This is a genomic window from Paenibacillus taiwanensis DSM 18679 (genome assembly GCF_000425125.1).
GTDB classification, from domain to species: domain Bacteria; phylum Bacillota; class Bacilli; order Paenibacillales; family Paenibacillaceae; genus Paenibacillus_B; species Paenibacillus_B taiwanensis.
Map to the genome: position 1 here is coordinate 163,664 of NZ_AULE01000028.1, position 21,615 is coordinate 185,278.

Below are 21,615 nucleotides of genomic sequence, written 5' to 3' on the forward strand. Positions count from 1 at the left end.
AATGAATCCTGATACCAAATATTTACTTGGAATAACAGGGGGGAGTATCCTGTTCATCCGGGATCATATGGAGGTGTAGAGGGATGAATCGTAAATATAAATGGGCAGTAGGTCTAGCTGTTGCAGGTTATGCAGCAGCACTAGTGACCCAGATCTGGCTGCCGTTATACGTCAGCATGCTTATACCCGCTGCTATTATATTTGTGGCGATAGCAGCAGGACATGGACGGCACAGGCAGGCGACGGCACAGACTTTGCCTGATCAAGGGGCGGTTAACGTCCAGTCTTTGTCGTCGAACGTTCATACAGGGCAAGGACAATCAACACAGCCGTCGTCTCCAGAGCATACAGCACTTATTACATCTTCAAATAGCACACCGAATTCGCAGACTGCTGCGGTGCAAGAGGAAGATCCTGTATGGGCCTCTGTGTATGAATATATCGGTGTGATCGAAGAGATGGTAATTTCCGAAGGCCAGAAAAATGCGCTTGATAATGAGATTGTAGAGAAGACATTAACGCTGCTTACACGTATTACGCGGCTTATCCCGCAGCTCAAAGAAATGAACGATGGGAATATGAATCACAATATTCAACGGCTCGTATTCCGCGATTTAAACGGTGCTATTAATCCCTTTTTAAAGTTGAGCGGAGAGGCCAAACGTCAAAATCGAAGATTGCTCTTAACGGGTGTAAAAGATATTAATTCCAAGTTGTCATTTTATGTGGAATCTATTGAACATAAAGATCTGGTTGAGCTGCAAGCCAAGGTCGAACTGATCCAGCAGCGCTACCGAACGAAGGACTAAATGAATGAAGGAGGCGAGCAGATGGCTACAACGCAAACGACTGTGCTAAAGCAAGAAGATATGCTCAAGGTGGAGCAGGAGGCTGCGCAATTTATTAACAAAGTATCAAACACCAATCCGATGGAATTGGAAATGCTTATGGACGACATCGGCATGATGGGGCAAAAAACGATGGAGAAGGCGGGACAATCGCTTGCAATGCTTGAACGTCCTGTCAATGAACTGGCATCTGGTAAACGTGCGGAAGTAAGCAACCATATTTTAAAGCTGCGCTCTGAGATTGATTCATTAAGCAAGAGCAAACAGCTAAGTTTGCTGGACAAAATATTACGCAAAACACCAATCAAAAATTATATTTATAAATACCAATCTGTTCGAACTAACGTCAACGCTATCGTTTCAAATTTGCGAAATGGGCGTGATACGCTGCAAGAAAATATTGTGTATATGAAAAGCTTAAAGCGGTCCTCCTTGGAGGAAGTGTATCACTTGCAGACACGAATTGCGATGGGGAAGAAGCTGCAAGAATTATTCGAACAAGAAATTGCCAAGCCAGAAAATGAGAGTCGTAAAGTTTTGCTCGAAAAAGGACTTCGTAAGGTGGTTACACGAATCCAGTCGTTTACGGAAATGGTGATGCTGTACCAGCAGGCGATAGCGGGCACAGACATTATTAATGATAACAACGACAAGCTGATTGATTCAGTCAACGCGACTATTGATAAGACGCAGCATCTTGTGACGGTTTCTGCCATGATTGCGATGGCGCTGCAGGACCAGTTGGATACGATCGATGCTGTTAATACCGCAAATAAGACACTGCAAAATATGTTTGAGGAAAATTCGAAATTGTTAAAGGAAACGACGGAGAAGACAAATGACTTGCTTGGCAAGCCAGGACTAGAACTGGATTCGATCAATCGTGCCATGTCCGATTTATTTGCGGCGATGGATGCTTACGAGCAGTCTAACCGTACCATCATTCAAACTGCGACTGAGCATACGGCACGTATGTCAGAATCTAACCATAAGTTGTCTGAACGGCTAGGATTAACAGTCGGCAAGCCAGGCTCGGAAACGAGAAGCGGGCTGCATGCAGAAGTCAAAGCGTCCAGTTTCCTGGACTAAGCAAGCATTGGAACGCTCCGTCATATCAAGGTTCCGTTTGTCGTGTAAACGATTAATGTGACGTGATTTAAGGGAAAGCGAGTAGCCTTGCCTGTTCATATTCGTAGCCTCTCATTCATATAGATGTACGACTATGAACGTGGAGGAGCTGATATGTGATGGGGGTTATTTGCGCAGTTCTATTGCTGGGATTTCTAATCGTTATCGCAAGCATTGAGAAGACAAAGTCCATAATATCACATCTACCGCAGTAAACCTAAAGCCGACCCAGCCCTTTTTTAAATGATAATAATTGAAAGAAGCCGATCCTGCGTTACATATAACGTCAAGATCGGCTTCTTGACATACAGCGAGTAACATGCAGTATTCTCCAGGATGTTGTAAGCCGTATAAGTGCTATCAACGGTGTGGGATATGACTTGTCGTTGCTTAAAGGGGGATTTCTTTGCCCATCAGCTTCTGAAGTTTGTATTCCGTCGAAGATTCTGGTGCGGGTGTGTAAATGCTCACCCGTAGATCCGTATCCCCATGAACTTGCAACGAGGTTAAATGGAATAGCATTTTACCTGCTTTCGCATGTCGGAATTCTATGACGACCTCAGGCGCAGAGCTGACTTGGCTCTGGTTCCAGAGTTGTTGAAATTCGGGATGTACTTCCCTCATTTCCTCCAAAAACGACTCATACCATTGATCTTCAACGTGTTGACCATAATAGGCACGGAAAATGGACAGGAAGCCCTTCACGAAGTGCTCCCAATTAACAGCAAGCGACTGGAACTCCTTACGCGTAAAGAGCAGCCGGATCATGTTACGATCCTCGTGTGGAATTAGATTAAAGTCGAGAAAGACATGTGCAGCAGCCTCATTCCAGCCTACAATATCGCATTTTCTATCTGAGATGATGGTGGGACAATGTTTTAATTCACTAAGGATACGCTGAAGCGACGGGCTGATTCGTGGCTGCTCCTCGTGTATGACGTAGGTTCCACTACCGCTTTCCGTTGCTAATGCGTATAAATATTTGCGTTCGTCAACCGTAAGCTGTAAAGCAGAAGCGATACTATCAAGCACGGAAGAAGATACATGAATGTCTCGCCCCTGCTCAAGCCATGTATACCAGGTGGTGCTGACACCGGCGAGCTGAGCAACTTCCTCACGTCGAAGACCTGGCGTTCGCCTGCGCGTACCCGAAGGTAGACCTACGGCTTGAGGCATAATTTTGGCACGTTGTGTTTTCAAAAATTCGGATAATACTTGTAGCTTGGTCGGATGGTTAGAGTTAGATTGCGTCATCGGACATCCCTCCGGATGGTTAAAGGTTAAGTTATATTCCGTGTGTACTCCCTGTAAATGTATAATTATCCGAAGACATTTCGAGGGACATCGGGTAATTATAGGCGTCAAATTTATTCTAGTAGTTATTATACTAGGATAAACAACAACTTGTAATATGATAACGACTGTGTGAAGATAATTCCATGATTAGGAAAGCAGGAGGGAATCTTCATGAATAGAGTTGTAGTTACAGGAATGGGTGTTATCTCCCCTGTAGGACATGATGTGGATACATTTTGGAACCGTTTAGTGGAAGGACAATCGGGCATTTCAAGCATAGATGCATTTGACACCAGCCACCATAAAGTGAAGATTGCAGGTGTTGTACGCGAATTTGATGCCGATGGTCGCTTTGGCCGCAAGGAAGCAAGACGGATGGACCGCTTTGCTCAATTTGCGGTAGCTGCGGCTGAGGAAGCATACGCAGATGCCGGATTGGATCGAGACAAAGTCGATCCTGAGCGTGTTGGGGTGTATGTCGGCTCTGGCATAGGCGGCATTCAATCGATGGTGGAACAGGAAACGGTGCTGCGCAATCGCGGTCCAGAGCGGGTAAGTCCGCTGCTAGTGCCGATGATGATTGCCAATAGTGCAGCAGCCCAGATCAGCATACGATTGGGGACATGGGGACCAACACTGTCCCCGGTGACGGCATGCTCGATTGGTAACACCGGAATCGGCGAAGCTTTCCGACTTATTCGCTACGGAGGAGCGGATGTGGTGTTGGCTGGCGGCGCAGAGGCAGCGATTACGGAGCTGTCGCTCGCTAGCTTCAGCAATGCGACCGCGCTGTCCACTCGTAATGACGAGCCGACTCGTGCAAGCCGACCGTTCGATCAGGCACGTGATGGCTTTGTAATGGCGGAGGGGGCCGGAGTGCTAGTGTTGGAATCACTCGAACATGCACTGCGCCGAGACGCACGTATTTATGCGGAAGTGATTGGTTATGGAGCAAGCTCTGATGCGTACCATATGGTAGCGACACACCCAGAAGGACGTGGTGCGTACCAGGCGATGAAGCTGGCGCTGCAGGAAGCCGGTCTTCAGCCTGAACAGGTGGATGTTATAAGTGCACATGCCACTAGCACAGAGCTAGGCGATCGTGTGGAGACGATGGCAATCAAGCGATTACTTGGTGAGCACGCAGGTAAAGTTCCAGTAACATCAAACAAGTCGATGCTAGGTCATATGCTTGGTGCATCAGGCGGAGCGGAAGCGGTTGCGTTGGTAAAAATGCTGCAAGAAGGGATCGTGCTGCCAACGATCAACCTAGATCAGCAGGATGTTAATTGTGACCTTGATTATGTTCCACATACAGCTCGCCAGGCGACATTAACAGTAGGTATGTCCAATTCCTTTGGATTCGGCGGTCATAATGCGGTTATTGTGTTGAAAAAGTATAATCAGTAATAGTGGTCAACTACAGGTGAATATCAGAGTACAAGCTGTGGAAGTAGGAGCGGCCTAATGAGGAGTAAGAAGGAAGGGCCTGATTAGGTCCTTCCTTCTTTGTGATCACGGCTGACATGATTGGTCAGCCTCATCAATTCTGTAAGCTCCTTTTCGCTCAGATCACGCCACTGGCCCTTTTTTAAAGTGCCGATTTCGATGTTCATAATTCGAATACGGCGCAGCTTGACGACGGTATAACCAAACGCTTGGCACATACGACGGATCTGGCGATTAAGTCCTTGCGTAAGCACAATTTTAAATACCTGTTCCCCGATCTTGGTGACATGGCAAGGCTTAGTAGTCGTTCCGAGAATGCGGACCCCTTTTGACATCCCTTGGACGAACTCAGACGTTATGGGCCTATTCACGGTCACAATATATTCTTTATCATGGTTATGTTCCGCACGAAGAATCTTGTTAACGATATCCCCATCATTGGTAAGTAAAATGAGCCCCTCTGAGTCTTTATCCAGTCGTCCGATCGGGAAAATACGCTCTTTGTGATTTACGAAATCAACAATATTGCCTCGAATGTGAGGCTCAGATGTACAGGTAATACCGACAGGCTTGTTTAGTGCGATATAAACATGACGTTTCTTCTCGCCAATTGACTTGCCGTTTACACGAACATCATCACCTGCTTCCACTGTGCTGCCTAGTTCGGCACGCTGACCGTTAATCGTCACACGTCCTGCCTCAATCCATTTATCTGCTTCACGTCTGGAGCAGACGCCAGTTTCACTAATGAATTTATTAATTCTCATATGGATTCCTTTCTCGTATCAGATCAAAGTACATCGCCTTACTATTATACTACATATGCATAAAAATAATGGAATGGTGAGGGGAGAAGTGACTTGCACAATTTGACAAAAAAGTGTAAAGATGAAGTGAATTTTCTCAATTAAAGGAGGAAATTTACAATGTGTGCAGAATATTTGTAAATGAACATATTTTCAGCAAAGAGAGGTAGACATATGTGGAAAAAAGCAATTAATAAGTATATGTTCTCCAATAAAATGATGAACTTAGTTCCTTGGAGGTGCATTTTAAAATGAAAGGGTTACGTAAATGTTCTATTCTTGGGATGTTGTTGTTTATACTAGCGTGCATATTTACTCCATTTCAAACAAGTGCGGCCAGTGCGGCTATACCGTCAGAGCAGATTACTATTACGAAGTGGGAAGTATTGTGGGAAACAAATGCAAAAGAATGGGAGGAAGTAGCAACGGGCAATCACCAGTGGCAGACGATCAATTTTGAACAAGGACTGCCGCCCATTCCTGAAGGCATCCATTCAGCTTGGTATCGTATTGACCTTCCTAAAGTGTCCTGGGGACAGCCTGGCTTAAACATCAATAAGCTGCATGGATATGATGTGGAGGTTGTCTCTTCTGAAGGAAGGACGCTGTACCATTCTATGCGGACGTATGGATTGGACCAGTATCGACTATTGCTACCTGTACCTTTTCAGGAAGGTGCCCAGTCACTCTACATTCATATTAAGACGCCCAGTGATCGAATAGGCATTCAAAGTGCGATGGTTTTTGGAGACTATCAGTCACTATTTCCGCAGCATATCTGGGGAGGCCTGACAGATTTACTATTGATCAGCTTCTTCATTTCAGTGGCCATCATCATGATCATTTGCTCGCTTTTTTTAAAAAGAAATCATTTTTCTTCCATGCTGACTTTAGCCATACTTATTATTTCCTTTGGCGTACTTATACTCGGGTATAGTGAATCTATTACGATGCTTTTACCCGGTTATCAGACGGCGCTTGATACGGCCTTTGGCATCGCCCTCATTACTATTATGCTAACTTTAAGTCTTTACTTTGAGAAATTGGTAGGAGCAGGACCTTGGGGTATTATTCGCTGGTATAGATATGTTTTAATAGTTTACTCTGTACTGTTTTGTGCTTATCAGTTAAGCGGCGATCTTGTAAGTAACGATTTTGTTAGTTTGTATATATTTAGTTTGAATATTTATGGTGTATTTCTAGTCATTCAACTTGCCTTGCTGCTCATAATTTCGATTGTATATTGTGTAAGAAAAAATAGTGATGCGATCTTGTTTACCTTGGGGTATGCCATTTTTAGTGTGCCTTTGGCTGGCGAGTTGATGTGGTTTATTGCATCAAAAGGACAATATGATCTTATATATTGGAAATGGGGAATTCTTGGTTTTGTACTTATTCTCATTGTAATGATGGGGAGAAGATTAGCTAACGGAAATAATCAGATGCTTCGATAGACCATATCGAATCATGAATCATTTTCGACTGAACAAGTAAGAGGGAGTGAAGTGAGCTCCCTCTTACTTGCTGTGAAAAAGAAATGAGTTTAATATGTGTTGACTTCAATAAGTTTTATATTTCAAAAAGGAGTACATCGTATTTTGTCGAACTAAAACGAATGCATGCTAATTTGAATTAGGACGAGGTTAATGCGATGTCGATTGAGATCAGTTTTTTTAGACTAAAACGAATATTTTTTATGACCGTATTTCTAGTCCTTTGTATCGTATTAAGTTGTGGTGCGGCAATTGCAGCACCTAATGATGAGAGGATTACACTTAGCAAGTGGGAGATGTTGTGGGAAAAGGAGCCACAGGAATGGAGTCAAATTGCACATCAGCATCAAGACTGGAAGAGTGTAGATATATCACAAGATATTCCCCAAAAACCAGCAGGAATAGAATATGCTTGGTATCGTATTTCTGTTCCCAAGCTATCGTGGGGACAGTCTGGGATACTGATGCAGAAGGTATACGGATTTGATTTGCAAGTTTATTCGGAGGATGGTCGTAGTCTATACAATTCCGTACGAAATTATGAATTAGACTCCTATCAAGTACTACTTCCTATACCTATTGCTGATCAGGAGCAGGAGGTATACTTGCATGTCCGTGCCCCGGGAGAAAGAATTGGTATACAAGAAGCTTTAATATTAGGTGAATATCAGTCCTTGCTTCCTGAAATTGCACGTGGTGGCGTTGGAGATATTGCATTAGGCGCATTTATGATTATTGCGGCGTTAATTATGCTCATATGCGCGTGGCTAGTTCGTAATGTGTACTTTACGAATTGGTTAATATTATCTGTAATATTATTTTGTTTTGGAATTTTAATTGTGCTATATTCTGATTTTACTAACAAGTTTTATTCCGAATATGGGGAAATTTATTCGTATGTATTTGACTTTACCTTATTCACCCTAATGCCTGCATTGAGTATGTATTTCGAGAAAATGGTTGGCCCTGGCCCCTTCTTAATCATCCCTAGATACCGGAAGTTTTTGATAGGCTACACTATTCTTACGATTATTTTACTTCTCTTTTTCACGGTATTCCAAAATGAAAAGTACTACGACTTATATTTTTTGTTTAAATTCCAAATTTATAGTCTGCTTATGGTGGTCCAGTTGTTGCTGCTATTTGTATTTACAATTATTTTTACAATTAAAAGAAACAAAGAAGCGATGTTATTTGCTATAGGCTTGGGACTGTTTAGTATAACTTTTGGAGGCGAGTTAGTCTGGTTTGCAGTTAAGCAAGGAAAATATGATTTTGTTTTTTGGAAATGGGGAATTTTAGGTTTTGTCATTATGCTCCTGCTTATTTTAGCTAGACGTATTGCCCAAAATCATGAACGGGTTATTCGTTACTCTCAGGAGCTTGAGATGTATAATAATGAACTACAGCAATCTGATAAGATGGGTATTATAAGTGAGTTGGCGGCTTCCATTGCGCATGAGGTTCGTAATCCGCTGCAAGTTACGAGAGGTTTTATCCAACTTCTGAACCAGCGTTCTGGGGACAAGGAGAAAGAGTATATAAGTATGGCGGTCATCGAACTCGATCGGGCTGCAGGTATAATTACCGACTTCCTGTCGTTTGCTAAGCCGCAATTACATGAAGTGGTACTGCTAAATGTAGGCGAAGAACTAGGCCATATTGTAGCGGTTCTCTTGCCGCTTGCCAATATGCAAGGTGCTCAGATTACACTGGAAATATCTGACGATATTTATATTTACGGCAATTCATCGAAATTTAAGCAAGCCTTTATTAATATGGTAAAAAACAGTGTGGAATCATTAACGGAAGCGGGTAAAGTTCACATTTGCACTTACAAAAAAGGTAACAAAGTGTTTGTCCATATTAAAGATAATGGTTGTGGAATGACAGAGCAAGAACTGGCCCGATTAGGTGAACCCTATTTTACAAGTAAGGCTAAAGGGACTGGTCTTGGATTAATGGTTACCTTCCGTATTATTGAAGTGATGAATGGCAACATTCAATTTAATAGTAAAAAAGGTCTTGGTACCGAGGTAATTGTAGAATTTTCGCATAGTAATAGTAACACACCGCCCATACCCTTAAAGCAGTGAATACACCTGACTCAACGAGAGGGGATTTAGTATATGTTGTAATGACTTCTATTTACAATATGAAAACATGATCATTTGTATATATAATGATTAAGGAGGTAATCGAGTCCGATTGTCGAATAGTTACGAATTATGAAGAAGTATGAAGAAATTTTGAGTCCTATAAGTTTGCCGAGGTGCATATCATAATGAGATTATTTCAAAAAAGCGCTGTACTTGTCTTTATATTATTGATTTTATTGGGGATCGTAGTGCCTTTTAAATCGATCGCGGCGCCGCAATCCGAAGAAATCAGGATAAATACCTGGAAAGTACTCTGGGAAAATAAAGAGTGGGAGGAACTATTACAGGGCAATCATTCATGGCAGAATATTAATATAGAGCAAGGATTGCCTGATATTCCTGCTGGTGTCCATTCGGCGTGGTATCGGATTGATCTCCCTGGAAATGACTGGGGGCAACCTGGTCTTAAAATCGATAAGTTGTATGGGTATGAGGTTAAAATTATGACGGCAGAGGGAAGAGAAGTTTATCATTCCACTCGAACCTATGCTATGGATCAGTATCGTTTATTAGTTCCAATTCCGTATCATACAGAGGCACAGTCACTTTACATTCAGATTAAGACACCGGATGCACGAATGGGCATACAAAGTGGCATGGTTCTTGGAAGTTATCCTGATCTGTTTTCCATTTATGTAAGTGAGGGATTGACGGATATTCTATTAGCTAGTTCGTTGATATTAATGGCATTTGTGATGTTATTCTCGTCGGTTTTATTAAGAAATGCCTACTTCTCATCCTGGATAACATTAGCGGTGATCGTGCTTTCATTTGGTGTTCTTATAGTCGGGTACAGTGATTTCTTCTTAATGGTGTTCCCAGACTTAGGTACGATTACAAATATTGGTTTTTCAATTGCTCTGATCGCTCTTATGCTTGCTCTCAGCTTATACTTTGAAAAGTTAGTTGGACCAGGCCCGTTTTTAATTATCCGCCGATACCGCCATTTTTTAATAATCTACTCGGTATTGTTTGTAGCCAGCCAGTTGCTTAGCGTATTTGTGAGCAGCAAGTATTTTAGCTGGTATATATTTAGTTTGGATGTTTACGGGGTGTTATTAGTAACACAGCTAGTGCTTCTCTTAGTCTTCTCCATAGTTTATTCAATCAAAAAGAATTTTGATGCTATTATGTTTATTATTGGATACGCTATTTTCAGTTTACCTTTAATAGGAGAACTTATTTGGTTTATCCTCAAAGAAGGTCAGTACGATCTTATTTACTGGAAGTGGGGGATATTAGGGTTCGTATTTATCCTTATCATTATGTTAGGTCGAAGAATTGCGATTAATCATGAACGGGTTATTCGTTATTCCAAAGAGCTTGAAATGTATAACAATGAGCTTCAGCACTCTGAGAAGATGGAGATCATTAGCGAACTAGCAGCTTCAGTTGCACATGAAGTGCGTAATCCATTACAAGTAACGAGAGGATTTATGCAGCTATTAAATCATCGTTCAGGCCCCAAGGAGAAAGAATATTTGGATATGGCGCTGATTGAGTTGGATCGTGCGGCAAATATTATTACGGACTTTTTGACATTTGCCAAACCAGAACTGCATGAAGTCATTTTACTTGATTTGGGAGCTGAACTTAGACATATTGAAAGTATTCTTGTACCGCTTGCCAATATGCAGGGCGGACAGCTTCAACTTCATATTGAAGATGATGTGTTCATCTATGGCAATTCTTCTAAGTTTAAGCAAGCATTTATTAATATGGTTAAAAATAGTATCGAGTCCATAACCGTAAAGGGCCTAGTTGTTATTTCTGCATACAAGAAAGGAAACAAAGTCATCGTCAATATTAAAGATGATGGATGCGGTATGACGGAAAAAGAACTGGCTCGTTTAGGGGAACCTTACTATTCGAACAAAAGTAAGGGGACAGGACTTGGGCTTATGGTTACTTTCCGAATTATTGAAGTTATGCAGGGAAAAATTAAATTTACTAGTAAAAAAGGTGTTGGTACAGAAGTTATGGTGGAGTTCCCCTACGGGGAATTAACTAACCCGCCATTGCCTATTTAGCAGAACAGGAGAAGCTGAGTGTCAGCTTCTCCTGTATTTATAGTTGGGGATAAGTAATTACCATATTCCTCCGGCTTGAGGTAATAGTGACTCTGTGTCACTTATTCGCGAATCCGCGGGATTGGGGGGGATAACAAGTACAAACCGTGAAGGAGTCTCAACTTCAACATCGAGTTGAATATGTTCAGGAATGACGATGCCAAAAGCTTCCTGAATTGCTTTTTTGGGGTTCTCAATGAGTTGTGCTTTGAACTCAGAATCATTCCACGCTTTTTGAATAATTTCATTCTTTAGCTGCTGATCAGCGGACACAGAAAAATCATCCTTCCAGATTAATAATGTACGTATGTATAAGTCTAGTGTATCATGCGAGATGAATAGGTGCTATTTCTTTTTTCCTATTATTCGACAGTATAAGTCTTATTTTCCTACAAATTTTGTTGTGACTTCTTCTATATTGTCTTACCATGTCCCATTTTCACGAGCAATGCCTTCTTGACTCAGATCTGAAGGGGGTGGGGGCAAAATAACAAAATGATGCCTATCAGACTCTTCGAGAACAGTCATTTGAATATGATCAGGTAAGACGATGCCAAAAGCTTCTTGAATGGCTAGTTTGGCATTTGTTAATAATTTTGATCTGAAGAGAGGATCATCCCACGCCTTTTGAATGATGTGTTGTTTAAGTATAATGTCCCCAGTCATGTTATCCATCCCTTTCAGCTTAATAATGTGTTTTAAGCAGCCTGTTAATAGGACTGTGATTAGTATTTGACATAATGAAGGGCTGTTCAACAGTGGTATTGTCCACATGTCGAACAGCCCTTCTCAAATAACAGTTAGTGATTAAATGCAATCTCGCATATACTTTTCTACCTGACAGTAACTAATCCTTTCAACAATAATATAAATATATTAGCATGTCGAGAAAATCTTATTTATACCTTCCTATTTTGACAAAACAAAAAATGTGAGAATCCACCCTCTAGTAACGCTTCTTTCTGCTTGCGAATATGATCAGCTTCATGAAGTAATATTTGTATGAGATACTGCTGGAAAAGATGCATTTCAGGTGCGATGTTGGTAGTCTGTTGAATTTGAGATGCAAATTGAGCATAGCTGTCGAGATGGCCTAGTGTGTAAATAGCTTGCTTTACCATTTCTTCAGACAACGCTAGCGTGGGGTCCAACTGTAATTTCCATCTAATCCATGCCAGCAATCCGTTGTAATTTCCCTCAATCATATCTTCTTTCCAATCGAAATAATCATCTACCATTTGCAAAGCAATTAAAGTAACGTCTACTGCATTAGAAAGTGTGTCCAGAATACCCGCACGTTTACTTAAGTAAACGGCACCACTTGATGCCAATTTGACAGGTGCTGCCTTTAGTGTAATGCGGAAGGGATCAGTTAAAAAGTAATTCGCATAGCCTTCTTGTGTAACTCCTTCCGCCCATTCTGCCGTATATTGATCAAATGCATTCCAAAAAGGCGATGCAGAAGGAAACAGTTGTCGGTATAAAGATAAGGCAGTGCTATAAAATAAGCCACTAAGCGCAAGTGGTTCCTTAATTTGAACAGGACGAGTGTCCATTACATCATCCTGAAGGAACAGGTATAACATAATAAACACCTCGGCTAGAGACAATTGGCGGCATTGCTCGGTACTAATCCCGGTTGCGTCTTGTGTCCAATAAGGAAGCAGGTAGCAAATATAGTTTTTTGTGCTGGATTCATTCAGCGGATTGTAAGCTTCTATATAATGTAAGCCGTGTTCCTTTAGAGCAGGAGGGTATTGCTGTATGTATATTTTGGCTTGAGCGAAAATCAACTCTAATTCAGGTTTATATTTTTCGAACCAGTGCACGTATAGTACCCCATTTCATTAGATGCAGTTAAATTCGTTTTGCATGTAGACAAAACATACCTATTTCCATCGTATTATTCTCTTCGTCTAGCCAATTTTCCAGTTCCTCGTATATGGCGCTGCGATTATGTTGACAAGGAGCACTTTCGTGTGATGGTTGAATAGTCATGAGCTCAGTTACTGATCTTAGGTAATGATAAAATTGTACTTGCAACTCTTTCGAATGGATTACTAGCTGGTACTTGGTTGTAGACACATGCTTTAAGCCAAATGTCTCCATTTCCAACCGTAATGCATCGTGAAACGGCAGAAAAGACGGTCGACGAATCCGATCTCGTAATTCCTTGTACATGCTAGTGAACAGCGGGAGTTTGGCACAATCTGAAATACCATAGCCATCTATATCGATAATGATAACGGAACCGTTCATGGCTGCACGTTGTTGCAGCCAGTTCCAGAAAGGAGTCCGATCTGGGATGTGGTCAATAACTAAGCGGGCCAAAATCGTATCAAATGGATCGCTGGCAGGCAAATTTTCATAGCTACAATTATAAAAAGCGATCTCATCTCCATGTTTATCTTTTGCTTGTTGAATAATAGAAGCGTTCAAATCCAGCCCAATAGCGCGTGATTGAGGGAAATGGTTGATATAGCGGGATAGGTAATCTCCGTTACCACAGCCTACATCCAGTACATGTCGAGCAGAGGAGCAGACCTGATCTAATAGGACTGATGACTCAAGCTCAAAAAATGCGGATGAGGTGAATGTTAACATTTTGTCGAATAATATAGTGCTCCGGTCCATGATATCCTCCGATGATGTTATATCTACCTCGTTAAGTATAAGGAAGGTGTCGAAAAACAGCAATAAGTCCCAGCCGCACTTTCGTACGGCGGAGACTTCGTATTTTATGGTTATAAGCGACTTGCTGTGTCCGGTATTCTCAAGTAGACGTTTGCGGAGCAGGGTGCGGCATACAAAATTCCTCCTATTTAGTCGGAATTTTGATTTGTGGGCTGGATGCCTTTTAGATAGGCTGTTATGGCATAACGTAAAGAATCATTTTTGCTCAGTTCGATGTTAAACTGTTTTCGTAGTTCCAAAGAAGCAAAGCCATGCACGATGCTGCGCATGCCGCGTACCGCATGAATTACTGCTGCTGGTTCTAAACGATAAGGTTCCATAAGGCGTACAATCAATTGAACGACTTCAGTCCCAGCGGTTTGGAAATCTGGGTCCAACGGATCAGGCGCGCCCATTGATGCCTCATATAAGCCGGGATGTCGGCGTACGAAGTCTACATAGGCAAATGCTAATGCATGAAGCGCTTCATCGCCGCTTTTGCCGATAATAGCTTCGACAAGCGCTTCCTTTAGCTTGCGTACAGCATACGAAGCGAGCGCCTGCTTTAGCCCAGCCATTCCCTGTACGTGATTGTACAATGAGGGAGTCCGGATCTGAAGCTGCTTAGCTAGCGAGGCTAAGGAAAGCTGCTCATAACCGTGTGCGTCGGCAAGCTCAGCGGCTGCCTGTAGCACGGTATGCTGATCAAGACCTTGCCGCATACTGAACACTCCTTTCGATAGCGGTTTTCGCTTCCGCAATGGCTTGCTGCATAGCAGGCAGCGGATTAGCTAGCAATCCCCCGTGGCCAACGGCCAGGGTAGTGGGCTGTAGCGCAGCTAGCCGCTTGGCACTGCTTAGTGCAGATTGTTTGTGCCAAGTAGCCATTGCGGGGAACGGAAACCACGGCTTCATCGTACCAGATACAGCGATACCGCCTCGAATCTGGAAGGCGTCTCCTGCGATTAGTGTCTTGCTTCTTGGATCAAAGAAAGACATGGAACCTGGCGTATGACCTGGCGTGGATAGCGCGAGTAGTGAGCCGATAAGATCGCCCTCTTGGAGATGAAAGTCAGGTGATGTCTTGACCTTTTTTGGGACGCTGCCACGTATGGGGGCGGTGGGTTCTTCTGCCTCCAAGGATGTATCACCATGCAATAGCTTGGCATCCCGTGCTGAGATGTATACTTTTGCTTTCGGTAATCGTGCTTTTAATTTGTCTAGAGCGCCGACATGATCGTCGTGAGCATGGGTCAGCACGATGCGGGTAATGGGTTTTCCGATTCTCTCCGCTGCTTGTAGAATCCCTTTGTCGCTGTAGGGCAGCGCGGCATCAATTAAGGTAAGTTCGGTTGCTTCTTCAACGAGATAACAATTTACAGGGAATAGACGGGGCATAAAGGACAATTGAAAGATCTGGTGTATGTTGCTCACTCGCATTGTATATGACCTCCAAGTAGGGTGGTTTTAATTATTTTTAACTAATGATGTTAGTATAAAACTAATTACATTAGTTTTGCAACTGTTTTTATATTTTAATTGTTTACATTCAAAATGGATTAGCTAAATAGCGAAAAAAAGTATACGATAGAGGGAACGTATGTGCGTAAATTTCTTTTTGTGCTGTACTTTAGAACATGTCTAATGCCACAACAGGAAATAACGACTCCCTATCAAACGGGGCAGAGATTACATCTAATAGGAGGACTTTTTCATGTCTGAGCTGCGCAAACAAATTTTTGGCGATTCTTTTTTTCGTCCACTGATTACTCATTTAACGAATGCATATCCGAAGTTTGATGGAGAGCGTTTTTTGACTCTCGTTCATGATGCAGCTTGGGAAGAACGTGAACTTAAACAGCGTGTACGTCACGTATCAGCTGTATTAAGAAAGACGCTTCCGGATTCGTATGAGGAAGCAATCGAAGTATTGATGGAAATTGCGCCCTTAGGGTCAGGACTTGCTTATATTACGTTTCCGGATTTCGTGGAAGTATACGGGCAGGAACATTGGGAGGTGTCCATTCGTGCGTTAGAACGTTTTACCCCTTATTCTACGTCGGAATTTGCAGTTAGACCGTTTATTGAGCGAGACCAGCCGCGAATGATGGCGCAAATGCTTAAGTGGGCCGCACATTCCAACGAGCATGTTCGCAGACTGGCTAGCGAGGGCTGTAGGCCGCGATTGCCTTGGGCAATGGCACTACGAGAGCTCAAACGAAATCCAGAGCCGATCCTGCCTATCTTGGAACTGCTAAAAGAGGATGACTCCTTGTACGTACGTAAGAGTGTGGCAAATAATATCAATGATATTACAAAGGATCATCCTACACTCGTAAAACGATTGTCCGCTGCATGGATCGGCAAGCATCCGCATACCGACTGGATTATTCGACATGGGGCGAGAACGCTGCTGAAGCGTGGAGATGAAGACATGCTGCAATTGTTTGGATATAAGGGCTATTTGCCAGTGCATGTGGAAGAGCTGGAACTGTCCGCAGACAAGCTGCTATTGGGAGAGAAACTACGTTTCCAGTTTAAACTTGTTAATGAATCGCTAGTGCCCGAGAAGCTGCGCATTGAATACGGAGTGGAATATGTGAAGGCAAATGGGAGTCGATCCCTGAAAAAGTTCCAGTTGTCGGACAAGCTCTACCCGCCTGGTAAGACTAAGGTAACCCGTGAACAGGAATTCCGCGACTTGTCGACACGCAAGCATTATGCTGGCGAGCATATCCTATCAGTATGGGTAAATGGAGAACGGAAGCAGAAAGCTTCTTTTATGCTTGAGCTTATGTGAATAGAAGCCGCTGTCTCGTATTGAGATAGCGGCTATTGGAGTTGTTTTGGTGTACGTGAAGGCTAAGCGAAATGGAGGGAAAAGATTTAAAATTAGGATAGTTTCATAGTATATGAATATAACAAAAATTCAACAATATAGCATTATGGAATAATATAGTAGTGGTATAGGCGTGGATGTGCTATCTTTATAAAGGTAAATACTAGAGAGAACAAGAGAGAGGCGGATTCGATTAATGAACAGCAGGTTTAGTAAGGTTGCATTAAGCAGCATATTAGCAGCTAGTTTAGTCATGCCATCTGTAATGGCGGCACCTTCATCTTTTAAAGATATTGAACATTCGTTTGCTAAGCAGGCGATACAAGAGTTGGCAAGTCAAGGTATCATTAGTGGAGTCGGGGAAGGGAAATTTAATCCTAAAGGTAAGATCAATCGACAGGATTTTGCGATTATAATGGCCAAAGCGTTAAAGCTGGAAGTGAACGTGAACAGTAAAGGCACCATGCAATTTAAGGATGTACCCGTGGATCATTATGCGTACTCCTACATAGAAGCTGTCATAAAGGCAGGACTGTTTAAAGGTGTTAGCGAGCATACATTTGGACTTAACGAGTCGCTGACCCGTGAGCAATTGGCTTCCATTTTTATAAGAGCGCTTGGAGTTGATGTTGCGGGTAAAGGACAGACACTTAAGTTTGCGGACCAGAAGGATATCTCCTCTTGGGCTAAGGATGCTGTTGCTTACGCGATTGAGCTGAAGTTGATGGGGGGCACAACTCCAGATCGATTTGATCCGAAAGGGACGGCTACTCGTGAACAAGTAGCTGCTGTTACTAGCAACTTTCAGCTTAGTTCTGTTGGACAAGCCGCCATTCAGAAGATGAATGAACAGCGTCAGCAAGAATCTCAACGTCAGAAAGAAGAGACAGAGAAGCAACGTCAGGAAGCGTTAAAGCGGGAAGAAGAGCGCAAGAAACTAGAAGATCAGAAGTCGGTTCCACCCGTTAGCGGCGGATTTTCTGGCGGCGGGGGTGGATCTGGAACAGGAACGGTTACACCGTCGGATGAGCAATTAGTTACGGCAGATTCGGATGCCTTGACCGTCTTGCTGGATGCTCGCGATAAATCGGTGACAGCAGTTACTTATGATGTATATCTACCCAAAATTGGGAAAAATGGTTCGACTATTACATGGAAGTCTAGCGACGATAGCATCATTAATGCCATGACGGGTAAGGTTAATAGGCCTTGGTACTTAAATGGAGATGGTCAACTTACATTAACAGCCGAAATCATAAAGGGCTCGGCCAAAATATCCAAGTCCTTTCATGTGACGGTATTAAAGTATCCTCCAACTGCAGGGGATATAATATCGGAAAAGAGTATGCTTTACCGAGATGAAGGAATGCTCCAATTAGAATTTCATCCTGGTGATGCATCAAATGACGTGACGGAGCGGATCAGGCTATACTCTAGTATAAATGAAATGATTCCAAACATTGGGATCAGTTCTACTATCACATGGTCATCTTCCGATGAAACTGTTATTTCTTCTAAAGGGGAAGTGTTCCGCGCGATCGGGACAGAGCATAAGGATGTAACATTAACGGCCAAATTAACTTTGATTAATCAATCTGTTGAAAAGCAGTTTCATTTAAAAGTAAAGCCTTTGCGTGCGCACAATCAAGTGCCAACTATTGTTAAGCAGTTGCCGGACATTACAATTGGAGAAGGTAATAGCTGGATCCCGAATATACAACAATATTTTAGCGATCCAGACGGTGACCGATTAACTTACGATCTGAAAGTAGAAAATACAGATATTTTTGAGCCTAATCTCGTAAAGCATAATGAAGGATTTTTTGTCCTCTCTACATATAATAAAAAACCGGGTACCACAAAGGTGACAATTATCGCAAAGGATCGACAGGGCGGGGCGAGCGAACAATCATTTAAGGCCACCCTTATCGCAGGCATAAAGCCTGTGCCTGGAAAGGAATTATCTACACTTACGATGAGTGTGGGACAAGCCGTATATATGGACGTACGAGATTATTTTACAGATCCGAATCAGGAAATTACTAATTTACAGGTGACAATCATTGCATTTGATAATCGGATCGTGGAGTGGTCGTATAAAGACTTCTTAGTTGGGATCAAGCTGATGGAAGAACCAGTTATCGGAAGACATCAAATTATTTTAAGTGTATATGGGCCCGTTAGCCGCTGTACACAAATTATTAACCTTGAATTACCTAAACCTTAACTTTTGTCAACGGCCTCTTGACGCCTTCCTTCATCCTACAAGTGTAGTATAGATGGAAGGCCCAAGAGGTATTTTTATGTCCAGTAATATGAAATCGCTTTATTATTGAAAGATATGTGATGCTCCCTACGTATTAAGAATGAAGCTTCAATAAGGTACATGGGAGGCCTGGGAATGCATCAACTATGGAGACCAAGCTGATCGATCTGAAAGAAGTACATACAGCACTTTAAGAACTGACTAGATAATAGATAACAGAGGACAGAGGACAGACGGAGGAACAATGACCATGATGGAAGATCAGGAGTGGGTAGCTCAGGTGTTGGCCGGCGACACGGAGAGTTACGCTCACCTTGTGAATAAATATAAACATAGGCTTGTTGCTATGCTTGTAGGGATGGGAAACTCAGCTGCGGATGCGGAGGATATCGCACAAGCTGCTTTTGTGAGAGCATACAAACATTTAAGCAAATATAATCCGGAAAGTAGATTTCAGGCTTGGTTGAACCGAATCGCAGTCAACTTGAGCATTTCCAATTGGCGCAAAAATCAAACACGTCAATGGACGGAACTTCAGGACTCGCTAGTGTCAAGCGAGCCTACTCCGGAAGTGCAGCTTCTTAAAAAGGAGCGAAGAGAGGAAGTTACGGCAGCAATGAAACAGTTGTCTTTACCGTACCGGACCGTCTTATGTATGCGATATGCACAGGACATGAGCTACAAAGAAATTGCAGCAGTGCTGGAAGTACCGGTGACAACCGTACAAGTCCATCTCCATCGAGCGAAGAAAAAGTTAGGGGAATTGATGGCTGAAAGGAGGGATTTGCTTGAAGTGTAGCCACTTTATAGCGCTGCTGGATGAAGAGCGTCCATTAACAAATGAAGAAATAACCGCACTGGAAAAACATGCCGCAGCGTGCGAATCCTGTACTGTACTATTGGAGCCGGAAGAAGAACGAGATGAGTGGGAATGGATGACGCAAATACCCGATGTAATCGTATCAGAATCGTTTACGAGTGACGTTATGGAACAGATCCATACGATAAATAAGGCGGCAACCAAACGAAAACGGATGCGCCGAAACACGGGACTCATTGCAGCAGGCATTGCATGTGCCCTCGTTGTAGGTGCGTCATCATCACCTGCATTTGCCCAGATGATCAAATCTTTTATTTCCTATGGATTTGGCCATTTGGACCGTGCCGCTGAGATGGGTTTTGCAGATCAGGTGCAAGCTACATCTACAGATAAGGGGGTCACCTTGTCCGTGCATCAGGTGCTGCCGGATGCTCCGATGGTATATGTCACCTATCAAGTCAGTAAGGATGGGAAGGTGTATGACCCTTTCTTAAGCTTTGATGGGATGAGCGGAAAGCAGAATAGATTGTATTTTACAGACGAGCAAGGAACGGTATATGAGGCAAAAGCCAATGGAGGATCAGGTGGCAGAATGGGCAGTAGCGATTATTCTACAGTTCGAGTGGATATGCCGCATGGTCTGGAAGGCAAGCCATTGACGCTTCATATGGAAATACAAGTTGTAGGTGGGCAGGATGAGCATACACCTGAATCTTTACATTTACCTTCTAACGATAAGGTGGAGGGCCATTGGAAGGTTAGTGTTCCTTTCTCATTCGAAAAGAGTGAGCATGCCAAAATTCACATTCCGTTGCATCAGTCAACTACGTCACCGCAAGGAGTAAATTTAAACGTAAACAAGCTCGTATTAACGCCTACCGACACGAGGTTGGGATTGTCCCATCAAATGACAACGGAGGCGAAGCAGCGCCAAGTAGAGCATAAGCCGCCATTTTGGAGCCAATTAAGCCAAAATGAATATATTCAGAATGAGTTGAATGCCCACCGCTTTCTGTGGCAGTTGTTAGACGAAGCGGGCCATGTAATTAGTGATACGAACAACTCTGAATTGTTGCTGGGGCGTTGGCCCGAAGGAAAGAAGTTGACGTTCAGACTGGATTATGAAGAGTACAACGAACTGTCCGATCTTACTTTGACGTTCCGTCCTGTTGATGTTCGGAATGGAGTCGTACTATTAAAAGCAAATGGTCATGAATTTAAGCTAAACGCATTTAAAACGGAGATTGACCCCGCAGATCCCGATAAGCTGAATGCTATGCTTGACATGGAACTTACATTGAAGGCTCCACACTATAGATACGGGGCGTGGGTGTTGGCGAATGAGTCCGCTTTATTAAGGGAGCATTTAAGGGTTGAGTCTGATCGTCATGAAATAGAGACTCGCCAATCGCCTCAGTTTACGGGTACTGCTCACATAAAGTATACGATTCAGATTCCTGCATATGATCCATCTTGGGAGAATAAGGAGTTAAAGCTAATAGCCCCTATCGTTACCAAACGGTATTACTATGGTGACGAGGCTTGGACATTCCCGATAGAGATTCCGCCGACAGCAGCACAGGCTCTTGTAAAAGAGGCTAGTAAATCATAACGGTTATGAAGAGTTTGCAGTGCAGTCTGCTTTCATACGATATAATAGAATTGAAGGTTCGGTATTATGAATGCTCATAGCAGACTACTTCTCTATTTAATAAACTGACAAATGCCGGGGGGAACCTCGGCATTTATGAATCTCTTGTCTAATAGTG

Annotated in this window: 18 protein-coding genes; 10 read left to right on the forward strand and 8 right to left on the reverse strand. The window is 42.8% G+C overall.

Annotated elements, in window-relative coordinates; all coding sequences use genetic code 11:
* Positions 1–83: 83 nt before the first annotated feature.
* Positions 84–809: a hypothetical protein gene (locus H509_RS0107190; RefSeq protein WP_028544489.1), complete on the forward strand. Its 726-nt coding sequence runs from the start codon at positions 84–86 to the stop codon at positions 807–809.
* Between the two features lie 21 nt (positions 810–830).
* Positions 831–1,937 carry a toxic anion resistance protein gene (locus H509_RS0107195; protein WP_028544490.1) on the forward strand — a complete coding sequence of 369 codons (1,107 nt, stop codon included), beginning with the start codon at positions 831–833 and terminating at the stop codon, positions 1,935–1,937.
* Positions 1,938–2,366: 429 nt separating this feature from the next.
* On the opposite strand, the gene H509_RS0107200 is transcribed toward H509_RS0107195, so the two are convergent.
* Positions 2,367–3,230: a helix-turn-helix transcriptional regulator gene (locus H509_RS0107200; RefSeq protein ID WP_028544491.1), complete on the reverse strand. Its 864-nt coding sequence runs from the start codon at positions 3,228–3,230 to the stop codon at positions 2,367–2,369.
* Between the two features lie 213 nt (positions 3,231–3,443).
* Here H509_RS0107200 and fabF point away from each other — a divergent pair, with 213 nt between their 5' ends.
* The gene (fabF, locus tag H509_RS0107205; protein WP_028544492.1) at positions 3,444–4,682 is read left to right on the forward strand and encodes a beta-ketoacyl-ACP synthase II; all 1,239 of its coding nucleotides are present in this window, start codon (positions 3,444–3,446) and stop codon (positions 4,680–4,682) included.
* An 83-nt stretch (positions 4,683–4,765) separates the two neighbouring features.
* Here fabF and rluF read toward each other — a convergent pair whose 3' ends face one another.
* Positions 4,766–5,488 carry a 23S rRNA pseudouridine(2604) synthase RluF gene (gene rluF / locus H509_RS24555; protein WP_051286868.1) on the reverse strand — a complete coding sequence of 241 codons (723 nt, stop codon included), beginning with the start codon at positions 5,486–5,488 and terminating at the stop codon, positions 4,766–4,768.
* Between the two features lie 290 nt (positions 5,489–5,778).
* On the opposite strand from rluF, the gene H509_RS0107220 reads away from it, so the two are divergent.
* From H509_RS0107220 to H509_RS24565, 3 genes are all read left to right on the forward strand, one after another.
* Entirely contained in the window at positions 5,779–6,981 is a 1,203-nt protein-coding gene (locus H509_RS0107220) for a hypothetical protein (protein ID WP_028544493.1), read from the forward strand.
* 197 nt (positions 6,982–7,178) lie between these two features.
* A complete protein-coding gene (locus H509_RS24560; protein WP_051286869.1) occupies positions 7,179–9,116 on the forward strand; it encodes a sensor histidine kinase in 1,938 nt (645 codons plus the stop codon).
* Positions 9,117–9,304: 188 nt separating this feature from the next.
* Entirely contained in the window at positions 9,305–11,209 is a 1,905-nt protein-coding gene (locus tag H509_RS24565) for a sensor histidine kinase (protein ID WP_036696560.1), read from the forward strand.
* 57 nt (positions 11,210–11,266) lie between these two features.
* On the opposite strand, the gene H509_RS0107235 is transcribed toward H509_RS24565, so the two are convergent.
* From H509_RS0107235 to H509_RS0107260, 6 genes are all read right to left on the reverse strand, one after another.
* Positions 11,267–11,521, reverse strand: a complete 255-nt coding sequence (locus H509_RS0107235) for an NHLP leader peptide family RiPP precursor (RefSeq protein WP_028544494.1) — start codon at positions 11,519–11,521, stop codon at positions 11,267–11,269.
* Between the two features lie 150 nt (positions 11,522–11,671).
* Entirely contained in the window at positions 11,672–11,914 is a 243-nt protein-coding gene (locus tag H509_RS0107240) for an NHLP leader peptide family RiPP precursor (protein ID WP_028544495.1), read from the reverse strand.
* 233 nt (positions 11,915–12,147) lie between these two features.
* A complete protein-coding gene (locus H509_RS0107245) occupies positions 12,148–13,077 on the reverse strand; it encodes a hypothetical protein (protein WP_028544496.1) in 930 nt (309 codons plus the stop codon).
* Positions 13,078–13,105: 28 nt separating this feature from the next.
* Complete coding sequence (locus tag H509_RS0107250; protein ID WP_211234312.1) at positions 13,106–13,852, reverse strand: class I SAM-dependent methyltransferase; 747 nt, start codon at positions 13,850–13,852, stop codon at positions 13,106–13,108.
* Positions 13,853–14,070: 218 nt separating this feature from the next.
* Positions 14,071–14,643 (reverse strand): TetR/AcrR family transcriptional regulator, encoded by a 573-nt coding sequence (locus H509_RS0107255; RefSeq protein ID WP_028544498.1) that lies wholly within the window; start codon positions 14,641–14,643, stop codon positions 14,071–14,073.
* Entirely contained in the window at positions 14,627–15,361 is a 735-nt protein-coding gene (locus H509_RS0107260; protein ID WP_028544499.1) for an MBL fold metallo-hydrolase, read from the reverse strand. The genes H509_RS0107255 and H509_RS0107260 overlap by 17 nt, the downstream gene beginning before the upstream one ends.
* Before the next feature lie 274 nt (positions 15,362–15,635).
* Here H509_RS0107260 and H509_RS0107265 point away from each other — a divergent pair, with 274 nt between their 5' ends.
* The 4 genes from H509_RS0107265 (at position 15,636) to H509_RS0107280 (ending at position 21,458) form a co-directional block, all read left to right on the forward strand.
* The gene (locus H509_RS0107265; protein ID WP_028544500.1) at positions 15,636–16,721 is read left to right on the forward strand and encodes a DNA alkylation repair protein; all 1,086 of its coding nucleotides are present in this window, start codon (positions 15,636–15,638) and stop codon (positions 16,719–16,721) included.
* Between the two features lie 235 nt (positions 16,722–16,956).
* The gene (locus H509_RS26700; protein WP_028544501.1) at positions 16,957–18,987 is read left to right on the forward strand and encodes an S-layer homology domain-containing protein; all 2,031 of its coding nucleotides are present in this window, start codon (positions 16,957–16,959) and stop codon (positions 18,985–18,987) included.
* 289 nt (positions 18,988–19,276) lie between these two features.
* Positions 19,277–19,825 carry an RNA polymerase sigma factor gene (locus H509_RS0107275; protein ID WP_028544502.1) on the forward strand — a complete coding sequence of 183 codons (549 nt, stop codon included), beginning with the start codon at positions 19,277–19,279 and terminating at the stop codon, positions 19,823–19,825.
* Positions 19,815–21,458, forward strand: a complete 1,644-nt coding sequence (locus H509_RS0107280) for a DUF4179 domain-containing protein (RefSeq protein ID WP_028544503.1) — start codon at positions 19,815–19,817, stop codon at positions 21,456–21,458. The genes H509_RS0107275 and H509_RS0107280 overlap by 11 nt, the downstream gene beginning before the upstream one ends.
* Positions 21,459–21,615 lie beyond the last annotated feature (157 nt).

Coding starts and splice junctions, on each gene's coding strand:
- H509_RS0107190 (WP_028544489.1), top strand. CDS start 84: ATGAATCGTAAATATAAATGGGCAGTAGGTCTAGCTGTTGCAGGTTAT.
- H509_RS0107195 (WP_028544490.1), top strand. CDS start 831: ATGGCTACAACGCAAACGACTGTGCTAAAGCAAGAAGATATGCTCAAG.
- H509_RS0107200 (WP_028544491.1), bottom strand. CDS start 3,230: ATGACGCAATCTAACTCTAACCATCCGACCAAGCTACAAGTATTATCC.
- fabF (WP_028544492.1), top strand. CDS start 3,444: ATGAATAGAGTTGTAGTTACAGGAATGGGTGTTATCTCCCCTGTAGGA.
- rluF (WP_051286868.1), bottom strand. CDS start 5,488: ATGAGAATTAATAAATTCATTAGTGAAACTGGCGTCTGCTCCAGACGT.
- H509_RS0107220 (WP_028544493.1), top strand. CDS start 5,779: ATGAAAGGGTTACGTAAATGTTCTATTCTTGGGATGTTGTTGTTTATA.
- H509_RS24560 (WP_051286869.1), top strand. CDS start 7,179: ATGTCGATTGAGATCAGTTTTTTTAGACTAAAACGAATATTTTTTATG.
- H509_RS24565 (WP_036696560.1), top strand. CDS start 9,305: ATGAGATTATTTCAAAAAAGCGCTGTACTTGTCTTTATATTATTGATT.
- H509_RS0107240 (WP_028544495.1), bottom strand. CDS start 11,914: ATGACTGGGGACATTATACTTAAACAACACATCATTCAAAAGGCGTGG.
- H509_RS0107250 (WP_211234312.1), bottom strand. CDS start 13,852: ATGTTAACATTCACCTCATCCGCATTTTTTGAGCTTGAGTCATCAGTC.
- H509_RS0107255 (WP_028544498.1), bottom strand. CDS start 14,643: ATGCGGCAAGGTCTTGATCAGCATACCGTGCTACAGGCAGCCGCTGAG.
- H509_RS0107260 (WP_028544499.1), bottom strand. CDS start 15,361: ATGCGAGTGAGCAACATACACCAGATCTTTCAATTGTCCTTTATGCCC.
- H509_RS0107265 (WP_028544500.1), top strand. CDS start 15,636: ATGTCTGAGCTGCGCAAACAAATTTTTGGCGATTCTTTTTTTCGTCCA.
- H509_RS26700 (WP_028544501.1), top strand. CDS start 16,957: ATGAACAGCAGGTTTAGTAAGGTTGCATTAAGCAGCATATTAGCAGCT.
- H509_RS0107275 (WP_028544502.1), top strand. CDS start 19,277: ATGATGGAAGATCAGGAGTGGGTAGCTCAGGTGTTGGCCGGCGACACG.